Here is a 21,769-nt window from a genome sequence, read left to right as displayed (position 1 = left end):
TGGCATATTGGGAGGAAATCTCGTGGAAGCACAAACGGAACTCCAAAACTATCTAGAACAGGGGAGACAGGCGCTGGCGCAGGGCAATGGCAGGGAGGCGGCCATCGCCTACGCGCATGGAGCTCAGCTGGAAACCGATAATCCGCAGGTACACCTGGGCCTGGCAGAGGCCAATCTGGCCCTGGGCAACTACGGGGTAGTGCAGATGGCCTGTCGCCGTGTACAAGAACTGCAGCCAGAAGGTGGCGCGGAGGGCTGGGCGGCCCAGGCGCTGTTGGAGCTGCTGGATCGTCGCTATGATCGCGCCCTGCAAAGCGTCGATAAGGCCATCGAGAGCGATCCAGGTATCGGCTACCTGCACGCTCTGCGCTCTTACCTGCTGCGCGCCAGCGGACAGGATTATGACGCCAATCTGGCGCGGGCCCGCGCTACGCGTCTCTCGTATGGGGGCCGTTTTGAAAACTGCTTCCCTCCCCTGGAAAATCAAAAGCCTACCGCTCAACCGACCAGCAGCTATCCCGGCGCGAACAGCCCAACCGAGAATCAGGTAAACAACGGGGAGAATGCCAGCCGCCAACGCATGGCCGCGCCATCCTGGTCACAGCCCAATCCCATGCGCCACCAGATGGTACGTACCCGTTTTACTTTAAGTCAATATCCAACCCTGGTCACCATCACCTTGATCGTGATCAACATTCTGATCTACATCTGGATGAAACTGGATAATGCTGTCTTTATCTATGGCGCGCAGGTAAATCCACTGATCACGAACAATGGAGAGTATTGGCGTCTCTTTACCGCTATGTTCCTGCATGATCCAAACAGCATCTACCATATTGCCCTGAATATGCTCTCGCTCTACTTTGTGGGTCGAGGCGTTGAGATCATCTATGGCAAGTGGCGCTACCTGGTTATCTACCTGGTATCGGGTCTACTGGGTAGCGTGGCCTTCCTCCTACTCGATCCTAATGGCATCGCGGTAGGGGCTTCAGGAGCCATCTTTGGCGTCTTTGGCGCCATCGGTATGTTCTATCTAATCAATCGACGCGCCCTGGGCGCAGCTGGCACCGGGGTCATTGGACAGTGGCTCTTCTGGCTAGTGCTCAACCTGGTCTTCGGCTTTACACCTGGATCGGGCATCGCCGTCTGGGCCCACATCGGCGGCCTCGTCGGTGGCATGATCCTGGCCTACATCCTGATGCCCCGCTCACGCCGTGGGCGCATCTTCTTCTAATTCTCTTTTTTCGCCATAAAGCAGAAACAAGAAGCAAACAGCGTTAATGCTGCTTGCTTCTTGTTTTCTTAATTACACTAAAAATAGGGAGTCGGGCTTGCAATCTCGCTGTGACCCGGCTGAGTCACATTGATCCTATCAATGTACCGTTACTATCACCACGGCACAAAGACAGGGTGATCCTATCCATGCCCTTTACCCCCCTGCTTGACTCCCTTATTCCTCACCTTCTGAAACAACACTAATAGATTACCCTCGTCATTTAGAGAGTGTCAGAGTTGCGTCGTAGTGGGAGCCATGACGACTCACTGAAGGGTTTAGAAGAGAGGACAAAAGAAGGAGGAAGACCAAAAGGAGCGAGAAGGGAAAGAACACACGCCTCCGCTGCTTCAGATTGACATCGGCCCCCCAAAGCCTCCATACTGAGGGCAACCACGAGGTGAGCCCCTGTCTGTTTTCTAAAGGAGGGTGACGATGCCAAGCCGTGCCGTATGGCGTGCCTATCCATCTGATGTGAGTGATGAACAATGGAGCGTGTTGGAGCCACTGATTCCTCGCGTCCATCGCGAGGCGGTCTACCATTATCATGAACGGCGCATGATCGTCAATGCGATTCTCTACGTGTTGCGGAGCGGCTGCCCCTGGCGCTCGTTGCCCCACGATTTCCCGCCCTATGGCACGGTGCATAGCTACTTTCGACGCTGGCAACGCGAAGGGGTCTGGGACCAGGTCTTGGAGGCTCTGCGCATGCAGATGCGCCAGCAAGAAGGGCGAGATCCCCAACCCAGCGTGGGGGTGATTGATAGCCAATCGATCAAAAGCAGTGCGGTTCGTGGTCCGGAGAAGGGCTACGATGCGGGGAAAAAAAATGTGGGGACGCAAGCGACACGCCCTCGTCGATAGTGCAGGCTCCCTGCTGGCGATCAAAGTCACGGGAGCCCAGTGTTCTGATCTGCAAGGAGGGCAAGCGTTATTGCAGCCACTGCAAGAACGTTTTCCGCGCATGCAGACGGTGTGGGGGGATAGTCATTATGGTGGTCAGATGATCCTGTGGCTCAAGCTGCATTTGGGCTGGAGCATGCAGACGGTCAAGCACTTCAAGGTGCCCAAACGCGGGATCTTAGTGCCCGAGGGCGAGGAAGTGGATTGGGACAAGCTCGTGCCCCAGGGCTTCCAGCCGTTGCCCAAACGCTGGGTGGTGGAGCGCAGCTTTGCCTGGATCACGCGCTGGCGTCGGCTCTGCCGCGATCATGAGGGCTTGCCAGCTAGTTCGGAGGCCTTTATCATGCTCTCAGCAAGCCTACGCATGCTGATCCGGCTCGCTCCACCTTCCCCTCTATGACGCAACTCTGACACTCTCTAAGAGAGTGTCAGAGTTGCGTCATGTTGGGGACACGTGCGCGCCCCTGCTGCACCAACACACCATAGACTCGTGAGCACCGCCGATGCGAAAACTCAGCCAGGCTACAGGCGATGATCATGAGAATCAGACACGCTCTCAAAGACGATAGGTAACTGCTTCAATCCATAGATGAATGAACTGGGTCTGAGCTCCAATTGCCCCGCGTGTCGCCTATGGAAGTTGGGAAAGCGTTCGAGCAAGGCGGAAAGGGCGATGCGCGTCTCCAGGCGGGCCAGCGGCGCGCCCAGGCAGAAATGGATGCCATAGCCAAAGCCCAGGTGCCGATTGGGGTCGCGCCGGATATCAAAGGTGCCAGGATCGGGAAACTGCCTGCTGTCCAGGTTCGCGGCGGCGAAGAGGGGCAACAGCAGGTTTCCCGCCTTGATCTCCTGTCCACACAACATCGTATCGACGGCGACAATACGCGGTATGGTATGTACAACCGCCCGATAGCGTAGCACCTCCTCGATCGCCGATGGCAACAGTTCGGGATGCGCCAGCAGTTCCTGCTTCGCCTCCGCATGCTCATCCAGGCACACAATCGCATTGCCGATCAGGCCGGTGGTGGTTTCGTGGCCAGCGATCAGCAGCAGCAGGCAGGTGCCCAGAATATCGGGCGCGGGCAGACGCTCACCATCAATCTCCGCGCGGATGAGTTCAGACACCAGGTCCTCACCTGGCTGCCTGCGGCGTTGCTCTACTAACGCCTGGAAATAGGCAGCAATCTTTTTAGAGGTCGCCAGGCGCAGCGCGTAGTCGGTTCCCACAAAATCACTCGACCACTGGCGGAACTGCTCTCGATCGCTGGCCGGTACGCCGAGCAGTTCCGCGATCACGATGATCGGCAGCGGAAAGGCCAGGTCGTTGATGGCATCCATACCATCCTCGTCCCCCACATGATCCAGCAGATCATTAACGATGGCGCGGATACGCGGCTCCAGCTGCGCGATAGCACGAGGGGTAAAGGCCATTGAAATCAGCGAACGCAACTGACGATGGCGCGGCGGGTCCATGCCCAGAATGCCACCGCTGGCGATGGGATCAACACTGCCATCGGGATTGGTGGTGCGCTGCGATGAGAACGTCCTGGTGTCCTGCAAAACACGCATTACATCTTCATAGCGAAACAACAGCCAGGAGGCGCGCGTCTCGTCATAGTAGAGATCGTGCGAGGCCATCATCTGCTCATACCAATCGTAGATATCGGGGGTCAGGAGGACAGATGCCTGCCGCGTCCGACGGCGCTGCAGCTCTTCATAAGAATAAGAGGGGGTAGCCGACATAGAGTATCCTTTCATGTCATATCTGGCCTGCTCAACATCAAAGACCACATAAAGAAAACGATGCCACACTACCCTTATAGTACCCTTATTTTAATAATCACTACCTGCGGGTGCCTTAAACATTGCCTTACCCAACAAACCACCTAGAGCTCCAATCCCCCAACCGATAACCACCGTCAGGGCGGTAACAAATGCAAGTAAGCCGCAGGCTATAAGCGATAAAAAGATGAGCGTAATCGGCGCATGAACATCTCCAAACTCTATGTCGGTAATAAATTTGGGAAGCGTGTGGAAGGCTGCAAACTGGAAAAGGTAGACAATCGCCTCATAAACCAGACCGAAAAGCACGGAGAAAAAAGCAGTCCATCTACCAGCCAGACCGGAATGAGTCACGACGCCAGCTTTTCTAGCAGTAAGCATTCCAGCTAGAAAATAAACTACTAGATACATATAGTTATCTACAAAAGTCATCATGTGCCTGTAGCCATCAAAAGCGTCCAATATAGCTATTAAAAAAGTCCCTAACAGAGCTAGCCACAATCCATAGTTGAAAGCAATCCTCTGGCGTCTTCTTAAATTTCTTAATGCTTCCATAATATGAAATCCCTTCCTACGATTCTGCTGGGATAGCATCCTGCCATTTTTATTTCACATATCTTAGAATGTATCTGACTTCCGTCATGTTGGGGACACGTGCGCGCCACCGCACGCGCGTCCGCTCCGCGGCCGCCCAGTTTTTGTATGGTGGTGCAACAGGGGCACATCCGCGCCCCTGTTGCACCACCATATAGAACCGGTGTGTCGCGTAGCAGACGCACTGGTTCTATATGGTGGGGTGGTGTGCACGGCTGCGCACCCACCGCACCAACACATAACGAACCTGGGAGCTGGTCGGGCCCGCAACCGCCTTGCGGCAAAACCGGGGCTATGGGATTATTGGTTATGTTCGGAGTTGCGGATGATGCGCATGGCCTCTTCCAGGATGTCCGGAGTATCGGAATCGTCGGACTGGAAGACGCCGAGCTGGTCTTTGTCGGGCAGCATCTCCTCGATCTCGTCTTCGGTGACGCCAGTCATCTCTTCGTAGGCGATTTCGGCCCCGTCCTCAAGCTCGTCAAGGATCGCGTTCAGGTCACTGAGTCCACGGAAGGTGACTCTGACCTGCTTACCATCGGGACTTTCATAGACGTCGTTTAGTTCCGCACCTTTGGCCAGCGCCTTGCGATAAGCCTCCTCCGGTGAGTCCGCGCGGATCAGGACCAGGTTGTTGTGAACCACGTTCTCGCTCTCACCTTCGATCTTAATCTCTTCTACCAGTTCGGCCAGATACCATTTTACATTGTCGGGGATGTTCGCCATGAGGAGGCTCCTCTCTATCTCATACCTTGTACATAGCCCAGCATCTACGCGATCGTTCGTGCCCCTTTTCAGCAAGCGGCAACGCAAACATTCTAACACGAACACAACGACAATTATACAATCTGGGTACACCAGATTGCGAAATATGCCGATCAGCGGGTATGATCTTCGGCGATCAGTTGAGCGACGATCCTGCCAGACAACATTACTAGAGGGACCCCTCCACCCGGATGGGTGCTGCCGCCTACGAAATAGAGTCCCTTGATGTGCGCGGCTCGGTTACCCGGCCGCGTAAAAGGGGCCATGAGATCATTCGAGGAGAGTCCATAGATGGAGCCGGCGTTGGACCCGTAGTTGCGCTGAAAATCCTCGGGCGTCAGCATATGTTCGTAGACAAGGTGCTCACGAATATCGCCCAGGTCGATCTGGGGATAGCGGGCCAGTGTATCCAGGACCCGGTCGCGGTACGCCGCCGCGTCGCGTCGCCAGTTCGCATGATCGGTCAGATAGGGAGCGTTGACCAGGATAAACAGGTTTTCGTGGCCCGCCGGAGCCTGGCTGGCATCGGTACGCGTGGTGGCACAGATATAGATGGTGGGATCGTGCTGAGGAACTTTGCGCTCAAACAGATCGGCAAACTCGGCCGGATAATCATCGGAGAAGAAAATGTTGTGATGGGACAGAGCTGGATATTGCTTGCTAGTGCCCAGCAAGAGTACAAAGCCCGAACTGGATGGTTCTAACCGCTCCAGGCGCCGAGTATAACGCGACTGACGTATGGACGGCGAGAGCAGTTCGCGATACGTCGTTACCACGTCGCTATTGGCTACTACCAGGTCGCTGCGCAGGACGCGTCCATCATCCAGAACGGCGCCACTGGCCTTGCCGCGCTCGACCAGGATGCGGCGCACCCCGCAACCGGTGCAGATGGTCACACCCAGTTCCCGTGCCAGTTTCTCCAGTGCCCGCGCCAGCGCGTAGATGCCACCGCGCGGATACCAGCCGCCATCGGCCATCTCGACATAGGGGATGATGCTATACACCGAGGCCACCTGGTAGGGCGACGAACCATTATAGGTAGCGTAACGATCGAAAAGCTGACGAATATGGGCATCCTCAAAAAAGGTACTGATATATCGGTCCAGCGTCGTGGGAGAGAGGGCGGTTAGCACAGCTTTGAGGCGTTCAGGCAGTTGCCCCTGCTCCTCCTCTGACATGCCGGAATGTCCCTGCAGCACGAAGCGCAGAAAGGTCTGCACCACATCCAGCGGGCTCCCCAGACTGTTGTAGAGGAAGGGATCGGCCGAGGCCGCGAAGAGCGTACGGGCGGCCTCGAAGAAGCGCTGGAATGACTCGCCGTCGCGCTGGCTGAAGCGGGTGATCTCCCGGGTGAAGCGCTGTCGATCGCGCCAGGCATGCAGGATAGCACCATCGCGATAGAAATAGCGGCACGTCTCCTCCAGCGGCTGCAGATCCAGATAATCCTCCAGCCGACGACCAGCCGATTGAAATAGATCGCGCAACACATAGGGCATCGTAATCAGTGAGGGACCGGTATCAAAGCTAAAACCATCCTGCCTAATCAGGTTCAGCTTACCGCCCACGCGCGGCTGGCGTTCCAGCAGCGAAACTGAGTGCCCCTGAGCCGCCAGGTGGATGGATGCCGACAGCCCACCAATACCCGCTCCCACAATTAAAATCTTTTTATATACAGACATCATTATACCTCGCTATAATATTCTCAAAGAAGATGTTAGCATTATCCCTGATGGGTAAGGAGACAGCCATAAATGATACCTGCTCGTAAGTTTACGCCGGGCGAGCAACTGGTCTGGCTATTAATACGTACATCGCTACGCGGGCACTTTGACCGGATCTTTTTCCGCATGCAGGAGCCACTGACAGAAGAACAGCGCCGGCTCCCCATTATTATCTGCGCCAACCATTCCAGCTGGTGGGACGGCTATGTGGCTGCCCTCGTCGAACGGCATCTGAAGCTGGACGGCTACCTGATGATGGAGGAGGCGCAGCTCAAACGCTACTTCTTCTTCCGCTGGGTCGGCTGTTTCTCGGTTGATCGCCACAATGCGCGCTCGGCCATGCAGAGCGTCAACTACGCCGGCAAGCTGCTCAAGCAGCGGAGGGGACGCATGGTCTGGCTCTTCCCACAGGGTGAGATCTCTCCCAATGACTACCGGCCGCTCACCTTTTTCAGTGGCGCGGCCCACATCGCCAGGCTGGCCGCGCCAGCGCTGGTCTATCCGGCCGCCATTCGCATCGAATACCTGGCGGAGCAGCGGCCCGACCTCTACATCAGCCTGGGAGAACCGCTGAAGATAGGTGAGGCCGAACTGCAGACACGCGGCTTCTTAAAGCACTACACCGCATGTCTACAGGAAAAAGTCGCTGCCGAACTGGATCAGCTGCGCGATGACGTCATACACAGCAACTACAGCGGCTTTACCCAGATCATGCATGGTCGCGCATCAACCAATAGACTGTTTGACGCAGCACTCCTGCGCAAACAAATACAGCATCAATAGAGGTCTTCATGATCCCTTTCGAGCATTTTATCGTATCTATCGCCATCCCGGCTTTGCTCAGTATGCTCTTATTTATTTTACTGATCAACTTCAGCATCCTGCTGATCAATCTATATACGTTTACACTCCTGCGCGTCCCCCAGGATAGCTCCATGGATAGCGAGGAGCCGCTGGTATCGGTCCTGGTTCCAGCGCGCAACGAGGAGGCGAATATAGGAACGTGCGTGCGCTCGCTGCTCGCTCAACGCTATCAGCGACTCGAAATCCTGGTGCTGGACGACCAGAGCAGCGATCGAACGGCGGCGATCGTGCAAGGTCTGATCGACGAGCTCCCACTTCATCAAAACGATCGTCTGCGCCTGCTACGGGGTGGCGCTCTTCCACCGGGATGGATAGGTAAGAACTTCGCCTGCCAGCAGCTGGCCCAACAGGCGCGAGGAGAATATATCCTCTTCACCGACGCCGATACCATCCATCAGCCGGACATGGTAAAGGCAGTAATCGGACAGATGCGACGTCTGGGGGTACAACTACTAACGGCGCAGCCAGCGCAGATACTGGGCGGCCCGGGAGAACAATTGATCATCCCCTTGCTCAACTTCACGATCATGACCCTGCTTCCGGTAGCATTGATCTACCGGCGTCCCGAGCCCAGCCTGGCAACTGGCAACGGGCAGATGCTCTGTTTTCAGCGCAGCGCCTACGAAAAGATTGGCGGACACACCGTGGTCAAGGGGCGTATTCTGGAGGATGTCCTGCTGGCACGCGCCATCAAGGCGTCTGGCTATCGCATGTCCTATGTAGACGCGCAGGAACAGACCGAGTGCCGCATGTATCACTCATTCACGGAGGTCTGGTCGGGCTTCTCGAAAAATCTGTTTGCCTTCTACAACTATTCACTCGTATTCGCCCTGGGGGCCCTGATACTCAATCTGCTGCTCTTTGTAGCGCCTCCTATCGTCCTCATCGCCAGCCTGCTGCTGATGGCGAGTCCACTCATCATCGTGCTGGCGCTGCTAGCCACGCTACTACCCATCTTTATGCGCGTACTGCTGGCGCTGCGCTTCAATCGACGAAATCTGGGACAGGCTCTGCTATTCAGTCTGCTGCATGCTCTCTCGATCATCATTGAATGCCTTATCTTGCTCAACGCGATCCGCTGGCACTATAGTAAAACGGGCACCTCGTGGAAGGGGCGATATTATCCGGCATAATCAGAAACAGGTTGCGCACGCACGAAACGCCAGAGGAGGAGGATGAGCAGACCGGCACCGAGGGCACAGGCCGAGCCGAGAAAGTAACCATGGGTGAGATCAACGAGGCCAAACATAAACAGGCTACAGCTAAAGAGGATGCATGGGGCCAGCATTGCCAGTCGCTCAACTCTTCCCGCCTTCTGCACACTCGCCCGGTCCACCTGTCCGTGTTGAGAAAACCGTAGAATATTTCTCCCTTGTTGCAATATCACATTCACCACGACCACCAGCACGAACGCGACTACAAACCATGCCACAAAATTCATCAACGGTACCCCATAGTAGTCCATTGAGCCTCTCACTTCCCACCGCCAGTACAACACAACATGAGCCGCTACAGGTTCAATCGCCAGATCCAAAAGTGTCGCCAGTATCGCAACAGACAATGCCTCCCCTACCCTTATGCTACGTTTAAGAGGCAGGCGGCGTTTCACAATACCGTAACCACCCAGGACAATCAGTATCCAGGCAAACATAACGGCCAACGGGACCCCACCAGGCAGGCGCGGCAATAAGACGGGGGTGTAGTGATAGACGCCAAAGGGGAAGCCGGTGTTGACACCCAGAGTCTCCACCAGGTATGAGAGCACGATGATCGCAATGCCCGCGCACAGAGCGGGCAGCGGACCATAGCAAAGCATGGCGGCCAGCAGCAGAATGCCGCCCTCTAAAAAGAGCAGGAAGCTACCGGCCCAATCCAGAGAAAAAGGTGGCCTGACATCAAAGGCCACACCGATGACCGCAAAAGGATAGCAAAAAACAAAGAGCCCTATCAGTACCACAAATAGGGCTCGCAAACCAGTCGAGTTGCGCTTCACAATCGCCTCATTCTATCGCCGCGATAACATCAGCATACGCTCCGGTTGCTGTGATGCGGGCAACACTGTGCTGCTGGATATCCAGCGCGTAGAGCGCATTGTCGGCATAGAAGGTAACGGTATGATCGTCCAACCAGGCACCGGTCTCCATATAATGGGCTGTGGAGGTCGCCAGGAGTTGTGGCTTCGCCCCACTGGCACCATGCAGATCAACCGTGTACAGGGCATACTGACGCGGAAAATGCTTCACGTTGCTAACAGAAAACTCGGTATAGGCCAGCATCCGGGCATCGGGACTGAACTGCGGGGTTGATACCCAACGATACTCCTCGGTATTCTCCAGATCACCTTGCTCGGGCAGGAGCGTCTGCGTCCGCCCGACCTGAGTTTGCGCTCCACCAATAGACGCCACAGACAGGCTATTCGCGTAACTCAGCGACGAAATATCGTCGGGCGCATGCTCCTCCTGCATGGGAACATAGCCCTGGAAGGTGGAGTAGAGCAGGTTGTTGCCGTGCGGTGCCAGCGCCAGGGGGCCCTGCTGATCGGCATCGCTCAGGTATGGCTGCGGCTGCGCCGAGGAGCCCTGACCAAGAGTGAGCTTCCATAGACCATAGCGCACGCTGCGGTGGTCCCCGCGATCGTTGGTAAGCAGGAGGGTATGGGTATCGTTATTCGGAAACGCAAAGGCCCTGTAGCAGGGACACTTATCAGCTGGCTGCTGATAGACGCGACTGGTATGATCCAGTGGACCGGCATACAATGAAATCGTTCCACTACCATCCTTTGGCGCACTACTCCAGGCCAGCGTGCTCCCATCGGAGCTCACCACCATCGATGTGATCACCTGATCAGATGGGAGAGAGGCGATCTGCGTCGCCGATCCACCCGACAGGCTCATGCGCCAGATGCCAGCACCGCTGTAGAGCAGTTCTTTCCCCGCGGTCACCACAGCCGGAACGGCCCGGTTATAGATATAGCCAGGCGTCTGCAGGGCATGGGAAGATTTCTCGCCGGTAGCAATGGTATAGATATGATCGACCTGTTCATAGACCAGCGTGCGTCCGGTGGGCAATTGCAGGGAAGAGAGACCATCGCCATTTGGGGCCTGCACGGGAGCGGAAGCGGAGCTTGAGAACTCCGCGTTTGAAGCACTGGTTGTCGCGGGCCAGCCACGCCAGATCTGCCGTCCACTGATGGCAAACACCAGGCACAGCAGGAGAAGAAAAAGAGCGGCACCGCCTCTAGAGAGAGACGCCGCCCACCACGTTCTCTTCTGTGGCGTCTCTGGCTCCGATGCCGGTGGATTACTAACATGTGGTTTCAAGGTAGCCTCTAGCTCCAAAATTACTATAAAGGGGTGCAGGGCGAGCATGCCGGGGGCATGCTAAACTCTCTGCCGGGGTGTAGGCGAGCATGCTGGGAGCATGCTCAAGTCCCCACCCCGGCAGGAGGGCTAGCCGCCCTCCTGCACCTCCTGCTTAACTTGATGTCGATGGGAGATGCCTCTGAATAAAGGCCAGCGTGCGCTCAAACACCTCTTCGCGATCGTGATCCTTCATGATAACGTGGTATGACCGGTGAAACGTTACCAGTTGCTTTTCCTGTGAACCAATCAAGCGGTAGATGGTTCTCCCATCACGTGCCGGCACAACGTGATCATGAATGGCCGTCATAATCAGAATCGGCGCTGTCACGTTGGGCAGCTCAGCCCGTAACAACGGTAAGTATTGTAACATACTTTCAACGGGTGCCATAGGTGTATGGCGATAAACTCCCCTGGCATACCTGCGCCGGGCCTCCTTATCACGAACATCTTCGCGCAGCGTCGGCAACCAGGGCGTAAAACGCTTAACTACTCGCACGGCGGCCAGCATGCCAGGATACATAGAGATAGGCGCGCACATAGTCACCAGGCCAGCCACCGGTTCGGAGGCGGCCATATGCAGGCAGAGCGCGCCGCCCAGCGAGTGGCCGACCAGGAAGACATGATCGCAGCGCTCCCGCAGTTCATGCAGCGCCTCACGCACCGCCTGCGCCCATTCGGCCCAGCCGATGGGCAACATATCGCGCACATCAGTCCCATGGCCAGGCAACAAGATCAGCTCGACGCACCATCCCTGCGCCTGCAGCAACGCGCCCAGCTCTTCCATATCGCTCTTGCCCCCATTGAGTCCATGCACCAGCAACACGCCCACCCGGCCGGAACACGGAGACGCGACGGGCTGTCCGGCCAGAATCTCGGCCACGCTCACCTCCACAGGACAATGACCTTTATTCCCATCCAGCGAAAATAATTCAGAAGCATCCATATATCGAAACCCTCCTACACCTTTTTAGCTGGTGCATATGGGGTGCGCATCCGCGCACCCCATATGCACCAGCTAAAAAAACTAGCGCGGCCGCACAGCGGACGCGCGTGCGGGGGCGCTCACATGCCCCAGGATAACGGAGGTAAGACCCATTCTTAAATATTTAAGTAATGATATACACATCTGATATAAATAGGACGAATCTGCCAGCGGGCGGGTTGCAGGAATATTTCTGTGCTTATCTTTGTAATCATTTATAGATGCCTGACGTGACACCATCTGTCAGGGATACACATTGTCAGACTTCAGGCCCATCCACAAGAGAAGAACTGTAAGACCTTACGTCCTGTGAGAAATTACCTATGTCAATTGTGCTTTAAGGGCTATGATGATATAGTTGATCAAGATTATTGCGGCGGTCCCACATATCGATGTATGAGGGGAGGCTGTTTGGGGAGTATAACCAATGAAGTTTTCAACAAAAGCAATTCACGCAGGGCAAGAGCCGGATCCATCCACAGGCGCGATCATGACCCCGATCTTTCAAACATCGACCTACGCCCAGACCGGGCTTGGTGGCCATAAAGGCTACGAATATTCGCGCTCAGGGAATCCCACGCGTACCGCCCTTGAAGACTGTATCGCAGCGCTGGAAAACAGCGAGTATGGCCTGGCCTTTGCCTCTGGCCTGGCAGCCGAACAGGCGGTCTTAAGCCTGCTCAAAACGGGTGATCACATGGTCGCTTGCGATGACCTGTATGGTGGCACCTACCGCATCTTCGAGCGCGTCCTCTCGCGCTACCAGATCGAGACCAGCTATGTGTCGGCCGCCTCAACCAAAGACTATGAGAAAGCCATTCGTCCGAACACAAAATTGATCTGGCTGGAAACCCCCACCAATCCGCTACTGCGCCTGGTAGATATTAAAGCGATCGCCGAAATAGCCCACCGTCACAACATCCTGGTGGTGGTTGACAATACCTTCTCCAGTCCATACTTCCAGCAACCGTTAGAGTTGGGCGCGGACATCGTACTACACAGCACCACCAAGTACATCAATGGGCACAGCGATGTCGTTGGCGGGGCCGCCGTTTTTAAAGATAAAGAGGTTTACGAGGCCGTCAAGTTCTATCAGAACGCGGCCGGTGGCGTGCCGGGTCCCTTCGACTCCTGGCTGACCCTGCGTGGCATCAAAACGCTGGCCGTACGCATGCGCCAGCACGAAGAGAACGCCCATACCGTGGCCCGCTTCCTCTCAGAGCATCCACGCATCGAGAAGGTCTATTATCCAGGACTGGCCTCACATCCCGACCATGAACTGGCCAAACGCCAGATGAAAGGCTTCGGCGGCATGGTCTCGTTCCAGTTCACGGGCACGCTTGAGGATGTCGACCAGGTCGTACGGCGCCTGCAGATCATTACCTTTGCCGAAAGCCTCGGTGGCGTCGAATCGCTGATCTGCCATCCAGCCAGCATGACCCATGGCTCGATCCCACGAGAGATCCGCGAGGCACGCGGCCTCACCGACACGCTGCTACGCCTCTCGGTCGGCATAGAAGATGCCGAAGACATCGTACGCGACCTCGAACAGGCACTGCGTTAACTACACATACATTCCATGAATCATTCCGCACTTGCGGAATGATCAAACAGACGGGTGCTGGGGTTCTCCGGGGCTAGCCAGCCCCGGAGAACCCCAGCACCCGTCTGTTTTTGTTGTGGTGCCGCCTGCGGCGGCACCACAACAAAAACAGAGATGATTCAAGGGGGCGCGCCAGCGACAATAGGAGAGGCACCCAACGTGCCTCCCTCGTTTGACATAGCAAAGACACTTCTGCTATAATCTACGGGCACTCAGTCCGACAGATACAGTCATGTCGGCATTTTTATAGTGAGAAAGCCCGCGCGAAGGGGCAGATGTTCCGGGGAGGATTGATTTTACATGCCCAATAATGCAGCTGCAGAAAAGCGCATGCGTCAGGAACAGAGACGCCGTGCATTCAATCGCAGCACTAAATCGATTGTGAAAACACAGGTTACCAAAGCTCGTCAGGCAATCAGCACCACAGATGAGAATTCCGCTGAGGCCGTACGTCTGGCCGTCAGCGAACTGGATAAAGCCGCCAAAAAAGGTGTCATCCACAAGAATAACGCGGCCCGCCGCAAATCGCGCCTGATGAAACAGCTCAATGCTATTAACGCAGAAAAGTAAATGAAAGCGCCCAATGCTCTGCCACCCAGCAATTCATGTCGAGCACTGGCGCATAGGAGGTCTTAGGGATGGCTGACAAACAAGTCGTAACAAAGCCAGCAGGGCGGGCGTTACTTACCGCTGTCGAAAGTGCTCAGTTACGGAAAGATGTACCTGAACTGAAGTCGGGCGACACCGTCCGCTTGCAAGTCAGAGTAGTTGAAGGAAACCGCGAACGCCTACAGCCGTTTGAAGGTGTGGTCATGCGCCTGCGCGGCAGCGGCGTCAATCGCAATTTCACTGTGCGTCGTATCACCAACGGTGTTGGTGTCGAGCGTACCTTCCTGGTCAACTCTCCTCGTATCGAGAAGATTGAAGTGCTTCGTCATGCGCGCGTACGCCGCAAACAACTCTACTATCTGCGCGGCCTGACCGGTAAAGCTGCTCGCTTGAAAGAGATTCGTCCATTGAGTGCCAAGCAGATCGCAGCTAAAGAAGCCGCTAAAGAAGCCGCCAATAAATAATGCCAACGCGTAAGAAGAACAGTCCTACGCTTGAGGAGGAAATAGCCCTGTTTGAACAGGGCTATTCCTTTATAGCCGGTGTCGATGAAGCGGGCAGAGGTTGCCTGGCCGGTCCGGTCGTCGCTGGCGCGGTGATTTTACCCCGTTCAGACCATACCCTGGAGCTGTTTGCGGGAGTCAATGATTCAAAACAGCTCACGGCAGCCGCGCGCGAACGCTTCTACGATCACATTATGCAGCATGCACTGGCGGTCGGTGTCGGCATCGGTTCGGTCGACGTTATTGATACGCGCAATATTTTACAGGCCACCAAGTACGCCATGGAGCTGGCACTGCAACAGCTCACACCAGCTCCGGACGCCCTCTTGCTTGATGCCATCTATCTACCCAGGGTAGCACTCCCCCAACGCTCACTGATCAAAGGTGATTCCCGCAGCCTCTCTATCGCGGCCGCCTCCATCATCGCCAAAGTTACCCGCGATCGCCTGATGGTAGATCTGCACAAAGAATACCCACACTACGGCTTTGATCAGCACAAAGGCTATGGGACCGCCGCCCACCTGGCCGCACTGCACACCCACGGGGTCACACCCCATCATCGTCGCAGCTTCTCGCCCATCAGCGAGATGTTCGGGCTCTTCGCCTCCGTCGATAACGACGAGACGGTCATCACGGCAGTCGAGCCAGAACACTAAGAGAAGAGGCGATCGCCTCCCTTCCTCTCAGTATGCATCAGACCAGAGTTGGCTGACCATTACGGGCAACCACCACGCGATTGAACGGTTCACCCGTCACGCCGTGGCGGGCATGGGCCACGCAATATTGGATCACGTATCCTTTGCGTACGCTAGAGCTAACGTTGGGACCACTGCGGTGGAAGAGCAGCGAGTTAAAGACGACCATGCTTCCTTTGCGCAGCGGGACCGCCAGGCCGGGATCAGAACCAAAGTAGCACTGCTTGCCAATCTCGGTATCGGTATGCTCAATGACTCCCTGCTTATGGCTACCGGGGATCACCCAGATGCAGCCATTCTCCACCGTCACATCATCCAGCGCCAGCCAGCAGGTGATATATTCCGCGGGATCGGTCAGTGTATAGCCTGTATCCTGGTGCCAGGGGAAATCCCGCTTCGCCTCAGGTTTTTTGTAGACGGACTGATCCCAGTACAGTGAGATATCATCGTGGAGCAGGTCAGAGGTGATGTCCACGAACTTTTTCTGCGCCACAAACCTCATGATCTCGGGGTCCTGGGCCGCCAGGTGAGCTGTAAACGAGATCTCTTTGGGGCGGCTGATCCCCTGTCTGCCGCTTTCCTGCAACTGCCGCTCATGGGCCTCCGCGAAATGGTCGATGCGCCCGCGCAGCGCATCAATCTCGTCGGTCAGGAAGAAATCGGGCAAAAGAAAGAAGCCCTGTTCATCAAACTGCCGCTGCTGCTCTGCTGTAACCATACCTGTTGCCTCCTTACAAAGATGGACTGAGCATATCTGATTATTATAGTACATATTCATTCCCAAAGAGAGGGTAGATCGAATTTTAAGGGAGGGGGCCAGAAAGCCCAAAAAAAGGGTGATTTAATGCTTGCCACATCCACAGAGATGTGTTATAGTAGTCCGCGGAGAGATGTCAGAGTGGTCGAATGTGCCGCTCTCGAAAAGCGGTAGGGTTAATAGCCCTCGAGGGTTCGAATCCCTCTCTCTCCGCTTTCCTGGAGGAGTCTCATAGTGGTCTAGTGAGCACGACTGGAAATCGTGTAAGGTGAATAGCCTTCGTGGGTTCGAATCCCACCTCCTCCGCCCCTGCAACCTGAACCCCACTTTTTTTCCTTTCTTTCTTCAAACTTGGAAATTCCTTTTTTGATTTTGGGTGAGGGGCTTTCGCGCCCCCTTTCGCGCGTTCGCTACGCGAACGCGTTGGTTAAATAAATAAGAACATGTCCGGTTGCGCACAGCGCAACCGGACATGTTCTTATTTATTTAACTGATGGCAAGCTTGCCGCTGCTGGATACATTCATATTCGACTGATGGCAAGCTTGCCGCTGTTGAACACATTCATGTTCGACTGATGGCAAGCTTGCCGCTGCTGGATACATTCATGTTCGACTGGTGGCAAGCTTGCCGCTGCTGGATACATTCATGTTCGACTGATGGCAAGCTTGCCGCTGCTGGATACATTCATGTTCGACTGATGGCAAGACGGCCACACCATCAATTGCTTATTCGTGTTGCCAGAATGCTGAGATGGAACTGCGGCTGGCGGGGGCCACGGTTGTGGATGGCTCGGTGCCTGGCGTGGTCGGGACGCTGGTAGCGGTCGCCGTGGGTGTTAGAGGGACGGTCGTAGCCGTTACCTGGGGGGTAGGCAGGGCGGTCACAGTTGCCGTCACGGTCGCGGTTGCCGCGGTCGCGGTTGCCGCGGTCGCCGCTGTAGCGGTCGGTGTCACGGGGGGTAACATCGAGGGGGGCGGCATCAGCGGTGGCGCAGGTGGCGGCGTCAGATCAGCTGGTGGCGTTGGCGGAATGATATTCTCATTCTGCGCGGGCACGCGATGGATGGTAATGATGATATGGCGCCCGGGCCTCTGCGAAGGATTACTAAAGGCCGGTGGGAAAGGCGGAGGGGGTGGAACAGACAACATAGATTGAGTTGGTCCAGAGCCAGGCTGATTATTGGTAGGTGCGGCACCCTGTGTTGGCAGCAAGGTCGGAGATGGGGGTGGCACTTCTGGCGGCGTCACCTCGTACCTGCTGTGATTTTGCGTGAGAACGACGTCATTCGCGTTCTGATCCGCGTCAGATGAGGATGCCATATTCGAGAGCAGATCCGATGACCGCGAAAACGCTGGTATAACAATAAATGCCAGTAAACAGATCAGGCCAATGCCTACTCCAAAAGAGGTAACCAGCATTTTTCTGATCCTTCCCCGACATATGATATTCCATAAAGCCATCAGCGTATCTATAAACATACGAAGTTTTCCCTTTCCTTACACATTAACTACGTAAAAAATTCAGAAACACATGCGGAACAACGTGAGCAAGCAGAGCGTCGACATGCGGCGCCTCCAGGTGATTTCTGGAATAAAGCAAGCTCAGCGTTCCAGGCGACCATATTCGCTACATACAGGCAGGCTCGGTAGGTGCATGGTCTCTTTTGTTCTAAACGCCTGCTGCACCCGCAAGGATTGCGTATCGGCTGGCATCATATGCTGACTGGCGGCGGGCAGGATCTTATCCTGAAAATGCTGCCAGATATGATCCAGGTACATCACGCACTCCAACGGGCGGCGCATAACAAAAAATTGTTGCCGACGCCAGTAGGTGGTTGAGATCATTACCGCGCCCGGCACATGCGAGTATTGGAGCATATGCTCGTAGCCCAGCGTAATATGACGTTGCTGACCCAGATAGATCAGACGGAGATTGGTTAAGATGAGCCTGCCCTGGTCTTTGATCTTTGCCCTGGCCCGTTTCCCCTCACCAGGTGGATCGTCACACAGCCTGGCCTCAACGCAATAGTGGGCACATTCACCATCCAGCAATAGCACAGGTACCGAAACCTGAGGTAACGGATTGGACTGTAAGCTTCTGGCCAGTGCCTCCACATCAAAGCCATAAAAGCGTACCTCGCGCTCGCGCTGGAGACGCTGCTGGTGCTGCAGGTACTGCCGATGACGTTCATCGGTCCAGGGCCACGAGGTAACGGCATCCAGCGTTATTGGCAACATTGAGGAGGTCGTACCAGAAGAAGACGTAATCGTCTCGGCCTCCCCATCCACTACGGCCTCAAGGGGTCCAACCGCGATGGTTGGATGATCATGGGCATCGTATTCCCAGAAGTGCTCCCGCTCGCCTTCTGAAAGCACCAGTGGCTGTGGTGCGGACACAATCGCCGTGGAGGCGGGCGCTGGAAGTTCAGGGGTAACATGAACCTCTTCCACGGAATAGCGTAGATGTGCCGCACTCCATGTATGCAGATACGCAATTACTTTTAAAGCCAGGGATATATCAGCAATGCCGCGAATTACTACACTATCAGAGATGAATTGTAGTTCCAGGCGCATTGAAGGGACGCCCATAATGCGGCGATAAACAGGCTTGAAGTTAATCAAGTCATACAATGAGTATGAGGTTCCCTGGATATCCAGATGATCAGGATAAAGCTGTAGTACCTGCCCCCACCCATAGACACATTCCACAATTGGCTCACCAAACATCGCTCACTTACTCTCCCCAACGACCCAACGACTATCCATTCATAACTAGAAAACGAGAGGCCATAGGGAGAGTAACGAGCATTGATACATCCATGCATGGTCATGCACGATGCAGCGCTATTTGCTGCCTTTGCGCAAGAACAGCAGGCGCAGTAGACGCGCGCGCAACGTGGGCCAGGACCGTTCCAGTGAGATCGCTTCCTGTTCGCCCGGCGCGTGAGGACTGGCCCCCCAGCGCTCACGAACAAAGAGGTCCGTCAGTTGCCAGAGCGAGGATTCTTTTTGCGGCAGATGACGGCTCAACATCTCAGTATACTCGTAAGGGGTCTGCCACGACCTGGGCCCCAGACCGGCCCAGCTAGCTACACGACAGGCGCGCCAGAATAGATTTGAGACAACCGGGCGGCTGGACTCCAGCAAACGGCGGCGCCTGACAAAGAAGGCAATCACAAAGAAGGCGATCGCGCACACCAGTAATCCCAGAGCCCCCCATAACATCCATGACGAATCCGTGTCCGCTGACTGCGTGGCCTGTGGATGCGCAGGATCGGCTTGCTGCTTCTGTGGCGTATGGGTTGGTATAGATTTTATAGTTGGCGTCGGCTTGAGCGCGGGCTGCGTCGCAACAGGGGTCGGAGCCTGGTTGATTGCCTGCTGGGGCTGCGCCGAGTAGCCGGGCGTCGGCTCAAAATCCAACCAGCCATAGTTGGGAAAATAGGCCTGCACCCAGCTATGGGCATCGCTACCAGAAACAGACCAGACGCCGCGTGCGGAATCATACTTCCCGGCGCTAAACCCTGTCACCAGGCGAGTAGGAATGTGCAGCATACGGCCCATAACAACCATCGCGCTGGCATAATAAGTGCAGTAGCCAGAATGTGTCTCCAGCAACCAATCCACCACGTCTTTATGCGCCGGAATAGGCGCGTTATTGATTGAATAGGTAAACGCACGCGGATCGCTGAGATGAGACTCGATGCGTTTCATGGCATCATAGGCATTGGTCGCGCCAGCAGTCCACTGAGCTTCAGTCTGCTCGACACGAGGAGAAAGATCCTGCGGCCTTTGCAGATAGGAGAGGCTCAGTCCGTAATAATAAGTATCCGCATGCCAGAGGTCAGGATTATCATCTGGTAGCGGGACATCGTTTACAGATCCCTGGTAGGGGAGGGACGAGACAACACTATAACTTTCATTCTGCGTCAGCGGCTCCAGTTGTGTCCAGGCGCTGGCTGTAATTCCATCATTGCCACCATTGGAGTAGATCTGGGTTGGAACGCTGAACGTCATAGGCTGCGCGGGTCCAAAAAGATAATTTTTTGAACCACTGATGGTCTGCGTCAGGGTAACCTTTGTCTTCACCAGATCACCAATAGGATGCCCGCTATCCAGCGGCAGGCGCATATTAGCCGCGAACTCCTGTGACGCGCTCTCCCGCGGAGAAATTGTCCAGGTATTATTGGTAAACGTACTAAAAGTAGAGCTTTCCAGATAATGTGATTTTTTATCGGTGCTGGAATAAACCATCACTTCACCATCGGGTAAATGGACACTATTGGAGATCGCCAGCTGATTACCAAAATAGTTGGTGGTATTCGATGCCGAGGCAATTGAACGCAGGGTGTCCAGGGACAGATTACCGCTCATAGCGTTGTTCCAGACCTGGTTAATCCGATCCCAGAGCACTTTGCCGCTCTCAGGCTGATCCTGTACCGGTAACAGCCAGCTCAGAGACAAGGTCAACAGTAAGATCAAGCAGCTGGCCTGCATACAGCGCCTGGTCATCTTGCTCAACCAGGCACGATCCGTATAAAGACCCTCGTTGGTCCACTGCGCCAGGCGACCAGCCAGTTGAACACGGGCGATCAACAGGATCAACGGCGCCAACATCACTAACAACAGATAGTTATAGTCGCTCTTCACATAATTTAAGTTGACCAGCATAATAGAGCAATAGACCAGCGCCACCAACCAGGGCAGGCGGGCACGATAGACCAGCCAGCTCCCGAAATATCCCAGAAAGAAACAGAGGAAGGCCAGATAAAAGAAGAAGATCATCTCACTCATCGCGCTGGACTCGGTGGCCATGTGGCCGCTAAAAGCCGCCTGAAGCCCATCTAGCACAACTCGCGTCGGCACATGAAACGCATAAACACTGGTAATCCATACAGCCAGCACGTGTCCGAGCAGACAGGCCAGCAGGTGTAATAGCGCCTGGGGAATATATGGAAGTTTGGCCACCACCAACCCGACAAACAGGCCAATGATAGGGCAGATATACAGGTAAGAACTATAATGCACCCAATCAGCATTGACGATCACCGCCACGACACTGTAAAGGGCGATAGCAAGTAAGAGGAACGCCAACCAGCCCTCCTGCGGAACCAGAAAACGTGCAATATTGTTTCCAGGAGCTGCAGCTGCATTGGTCGCTCGATGTGAAACTGGAGGCTGCAAAGATGAATGGTGAGAAACCTGATTATATATTGCTTGCTGTTTCGTTTCAATTTCACCAGAGGCCCGCTGGCTATCTATAAGACTCGAACGCATCGAATACTCCTCTATACGACAAAAGCCTCCACGCACACTACTAGCACTAATTTATGATTATACATTGAATAGCTAACAA

The 21,769-nt window shown here is 55.1% G+C and carries 20 protein-coding genes and 2 tRNA genes; 11 read left to right on the top strand and 11 right to left on the bottom strand.

The annotated features are described in order from the left end of the window. Positions 1-22: 22 nt before the first annotated feature. The 3 genes from KTT_RS14040 to KTT_RS37085 all read left to right on the top strand — a co-directional run bounded on the left by KTT_RS14040 (position 23) and on the right by KTT_RS37085 (position 2,576). Positions 23-1,234, top strand: coding sequence for a rhomboid family protein (locus KTT_RS14040; protein WP_126596563.1), 1,212 nt, complete (start codon positions 23-25; stop codon positions 1,232-1,234). A 474-nt stretch (positions 1,235-1,708) separates the two neighbouring features. Beyond that, entirely contained in the window at positions 1,709-2,137 is a 429-nt protein-coding gene (locus KTT_RS37090) for an IS5 family transposase (protein ID WP_235845709.1), read from the top strand. Continuing rightward, a complete protein-coding gene (locus tag KTT_RS37085; RefSeq protein WP_235845707.1) occupies positions 2,088-2,576 on the top strand; it encodes a transposase in 489 nt (162 codons plus the stop codon). The genes KTT_RS37090 and KTT_RS37085 overlap by 50 nt, the downstream gene beginning before the upstream one ends. Before the next feature lie 122 nt (positions 2,577-2,698). On the opposite strand, the gene KTT_RS14030 is transcribed toward KTT_RS37085, so the two are convergent. The 4 genes from KTT_RS14030 to KTT_RS14015 all read right to left on the bottom strand — a co-directional run bounded on the left by KTT_RS14030 (position 2,699) and on the right by KTT_RS14015 (position 6,969). After that, positions 2,699-3,919, bottom strand: coding sequence for a cytochrome P450 (locus KTT_RS14030; protein ID WP_126596562.1), 1,221 nt, complete (start codon positions 3,917-3,919; stop codon positions 2,699-2,701). A 90-nt stretch (positions 3,920-4,009) separates the two neighbouring features. Continuing rightward, a complete protein-coding gene (locus tag KTT_RS14025; RefSeq protein ID WP_126596561.1) occupies positions 4,010-4,513 on the bottom strand; it encodes a hypothetical protein in 504 nt (167 codons plus the stop codon). Positions 4,514-4,852: 339 nt separating this feature from the next. Next, the gene (locus tag KTT_RS14020) at positions 4,853-5,278 is read right to left on the bottom strand and encodes a DUF4288 domain-containing protein (RefSeq protein WP_126596560.1); all 426 of its coding nucleotides are present in this window, start codon (positions 5,276-5,278) and stop codon (positions 4,853-4,855) included. Between the two features lie 152 nt (positions 5,279-5,430). Then, entirely contained in the window at positions 5,431-6,969 is a 1,539-nt protein-coding gene (locus KTT_RS14015) for a phytoene desaturase family protein (RefSeq protein WP_160145855.1), read from the bottom strand. Positions 6,970-7,068: 99 nt separating this feature from the next. Between KTT_RS14015 and KTT_RS14010 the strand changes: the two genes are divergently transcribed. Both KTT_RS14010 and KTT_RS14005 read left to right on the top strand, forming a co-directional pair. Further along, positions 7,069-7,821 (top strand): lysophospholipid acyltransferase family protein, encoded by a 753-nt coding sequence (locus KTT_RS14010; protein WP_126596558.1) that lies wholly within the window; start codon positions 7,069-7,071, stop codon positions 7,819-7,821. 8 nt (positions 7,822-7,829) lie between these two features. Beyond that, positions 7,830-9,035, top strand: coding sequence for a glycosyltransferase family 2 protein (locus tag KTT_RS14005; protein WP_126596557.1), 1,206 nt, complete (start codon positions 7,830-7,832; stop codon positions 9,033-9,035). Here the strand turns inward: KTT_RS14005 and KTT_RS14000 are convergent. The 3 genes from KTT_RS14000 to KTT_RS13990 all read right to left on the bottom strand — a co-directional run bounded on the left by KTT_RS14000 (position 9,023) and on the right by KTT_RS13990 (position 12,207). Then, positions 9,023-9,895 carry a carotenoid biosynthesis protein gene (locus KTT_RS14000; protein WP_126596556.1) on the bottom strand — a complete coding sequence of 291 codons (873 nt, stop codon included), beginning with the start codon at positions 9,893-9,895 and terminating at the stop codon, positions 9,023-9,025. The genes KTT_RS14005 and KTT_RS14000 overlap by 13 nt on opposite strands. A gap of 7 nt (positions 9,896-9,902) precedes the next feature. Continuing rightward, positions 9,903-11,222: a TolB-like translocation protein gene (locus KTT_RS13995; protein ID WP_126596555.1), complete on the bottom strand. Its 1,320-nt coding sequence runs from the start codon at positions 11,220-11,222 to the stop codon at positions 9,903-9,905. Positions 11,223-11,376: 154 nt separating this feature from the next. Then, complete coding sequence (locus tag KTT_RS13990; protein WP_126596554.1) at positions 11,377-12,207, bottom strand: alpha/beta hydrolase; 831 nt, start codon at positions 12,205-12,207, stop codon at positions 11,377-11,379. A 466-nt stretch (positions 12,208-12,673) separates the two neighbouring features. On the opposite strand from KTT_RS13990, the gene KTT_RS13985 reads away from it, so the two are divergent. The 4 genes from KTT_RS13985 (at position 12,674) to rnhB (ending at position 15,617) form a co-directional block, all read left to right on the top strand. Then, positions 12,674-13,810 carry a cystathionine gamma-synthase gene (locus tag KTT_RS13985; protein ID WP_126596553.1) on the top strand — a complete coding sequence of 379 codons (1,137 nt, stop codon included), beginning with the start codon at positions 12,674-12,676 and terminating at the stop codon, positions 13,808-13,810. 339 nt (positions 13,811-14,149) lie between these two features. Further along, positions 14,150-14,419, top strand: coding sequence for a 30S ribosomal protein S20 (gene rpsT, locus KTT_RS13980; protein ID WP_126596552.1), 270 nt, complete (start codon positions 14,150-14,152; stop codon positions 14,417-14,419). A 68-nt stretch (positions 14,420-14,487) separates the two neighbouring features. Further along, positions 14,488-14,922: a 50S ribosomal protein L19 gene (gene rplS, locus KTT_RS13975; protein ID WP_126596551.1), complete on the top strand. Its 435-nt coding sequence runs from the start codon at positions 14,488-14,490 to the stop codon at positions 14,920-14,922. Further along, entirely contained in the window at positions 14,922-15,617 is a 696-nt protein-coding gene (gene rnhB / locus KTT_RS13970) for a ribonuclease HII (protein WP_126596550.1), read from the top strand. The genes rplS and rnhB overlap by 1 nt, the downstream gene beginning before the upstream one ends. Positions 15,618-15,654: 37 nt before the next feature. Here rnhB and KTT_RS13965 read toward each other — a convergent pair whose 3' ends face one another. Then, positions 15,655-16,374, bottom strand: a complete 720-nt coding sequence (locus KTT_RS13965; protein ID WP_160145854.1) for a phytanoyl-CoA dioxygenase family protein — start codon at positions 16,372-16,374, stop codon at positions 15,655-15,657. 166 nt (positions 16,375-16,540) lie between these two features. Between KTT_RS13965 and KTT_RS13960 the strand changes: the two genes are divergently transcribed. Further along, positions 16,541-16,626: transfer RNA gene (locus KTT_RS13960), tRNA-Ser, on the top strand. A 7-nt stretch (positions 16,627-16,633) separates the two neighbouring features. Further along, positions 16,634-16,719: transfer RNA gene (locus tag KTT_RS13955), tRNA-Ser, on the top strand. Positions 16,720-17,139: 420 nt separating this feature from the next. On the opposite strand, the gene KTT_RS13950 is transcribed toward KTT_RS13955, so the two are convergent. From KTT_RS13950 to KTT_RS13940, 3 genes are all read right to left on the bottom strand, one after another. After that, positions 17,140-17,832 (bottom strand): hypothetical protein, encoded by a 693-nt coding sequence (locus tag KTT_RS13950; protein WP_126596548.1) that lies wholly within the window; start codon positions 17,830-17,832, stop codon positions 17,140-17,142. 183 nt (positions 17,833-18,015) lie between these two features. After that, the gene (locus KTT_RS13945; protein ID WP_126596547.1) at positions 18,016-19,140 is read right to left on the bottom strand and encodes a hypothetical protein; all 1,125 of its coding nucleotides are present in this window, start codon (positions 19,138-19,140) and stop codon (positions 18,016-18,018) included. Positions 19,141-19,257: 117 nt separating this feature from the next. Further along, on the bottom strand, positions 19,258-21,690 hold the full coding sequence (locus KTT_RS13940) for a transglutaminase TgpA family protein (protein ID WP_126596546.1): 2,433 nt from the start codon (positions 21,688-21,690) through the stop codon (positions 19,258-19,260). Positions 21,691-21,769: the final 79 nt, after the last annotated feature.

Source organism: Dictyobacter aurantiacus (assembly GCF_003967515.1).
In the GTDB taxonomy this organism is placed as follows: domain Bacteria; phylum Chloroflexota; class Ktedonobacteria; order Ktedonobacterales; family Ktedonobacteraceae; genus Dictyobacter; species Dictyobacter aurantiacus.
Note: the sequence above shows the minus strand (reverse complement) of the source record. Positions and strands in the feature narration are given on the sequence as shown.

What these genes read in the sequence shown, in the direction of transcription:
- KTT_RS37090 (WP_235845709.1), top strand. Translation starts at nt 1,709, where the DNA reads ATGCCAAGCCGTGCCGTATGGCGTGCCTATCCATCTGATGTGAGTGAT.
- KTT_RS37085 (WP_235845707.1), top strand. Translation starts at nt 2,088, where the DNA reads ATGCGGGGAAAAAAAATGTGGGGACGCAAGCGACACGCCCTCGTCGAT.
- KTT_RS14030 (WP_126596562.1), bottom strand. Translation starts at nt 3,919, where the DNA reads ATGTCGGCTACCCCCTCTTATTCTTATGAAGAGCTGCAGCGCCGTCGG.
- KTT_RS14025 (WP_126596561.1), bottom strand. Translation starts at nt 4,513, where the DNA reads ATGGAAGCATTAAGAAATTTAAGAAGACGCCAGAGGATTGCTTTCAAC.
- KTT_RS14020 (WP_126596560.1), bottom strand. Translation starts at nt 5,278, where the DNA reads ATGGCGAACATCCCCGACAATGTAAAATGGTATCTGGCCGAACTGGTA.
- KTT_RS14010 (WP_126596558.1), top strand. Translation starts at nt 7,069, where the DNA reads ATGATACCTGCTCGTAAGTTTACGCCGGGCGAGCAACTGGTCTGGCTA.
- KTT_RS14005 (WP_126596557.1), top strand. Translation starts at nt 7,830, where the DNA reads ATGATCCCTTTCGAGCATTTTATCGTATCTATCGCCATCCCGGCTTTG.
- KTT_RS13990 (WP_126596554.1), bottom strand. Translation starts at nt 12,207, where the DNA reads ATGGATGCTTCTGAATTATTTTCGCTGGATGGGAATAAAGGTCATTGT.
- KTT_RS13985 (WP_126596553.1), top strand. Translation starts at nt 12,674, where the DNA reads ATGAAGTTTTCAACAAAAGCAATTCACGCAGGGCAAGAGCCGGATCCA.
- rpsT (WP_126596552.1), top strand. Translation starts at nt 14,150, where the DNA reads ATGCCCAATAATGCAGCTGCAGAAAAGCGCATGCGTCAGGAACAGAGA.
- rplS (WP_126596551.1), top strand. Translation starts at nt 14,488, where the DNA reads ATGGCTGACAAACAAGTCGTAACAAAGCCAGCAGGGCGGGCGTTACTT.
- rnhB (WP_126596550.1), top strand. Translation starts at nt 14,922, where the DNA reads ATGCCAACGCGTAAGAAGAACAGTCCTACGCTTGAGGAGGAAATAGCC.
- KTT_RS13965 (WP_160145854.1), bottom strand. Translation starts at nt 16,374, where the DNA reads ATGGTTACAGCAGAGCAGCAGCGGCAGTTTGATGAACAGGGCTTCTTT.
- KTT_RS13950 (WP_126596548.1), bottom strand. Translation starts at nt 17,832, where the DNA reads ATGCTGGTTACCTCTTTTGGAGTAGGCATTGGCCTGATCTGTTTACTG.
- KTT_RS13945 (WP_126596547.1), bottom strand. Translation starts at nt 19,140, where the DNA reads ATGTTTGGTGAGCCAATTGTGGAATGTGTCTATGGGTGGGGGCAGGTA.
- KTT_RS13940 (WP_126596546.1), bottom strand. Translation starts at nt 21,690, where the DNA reads ATGCGTTCGAGTCTTATAGATAGCCAGCGGGCCTCTGGTGAAATTGAA.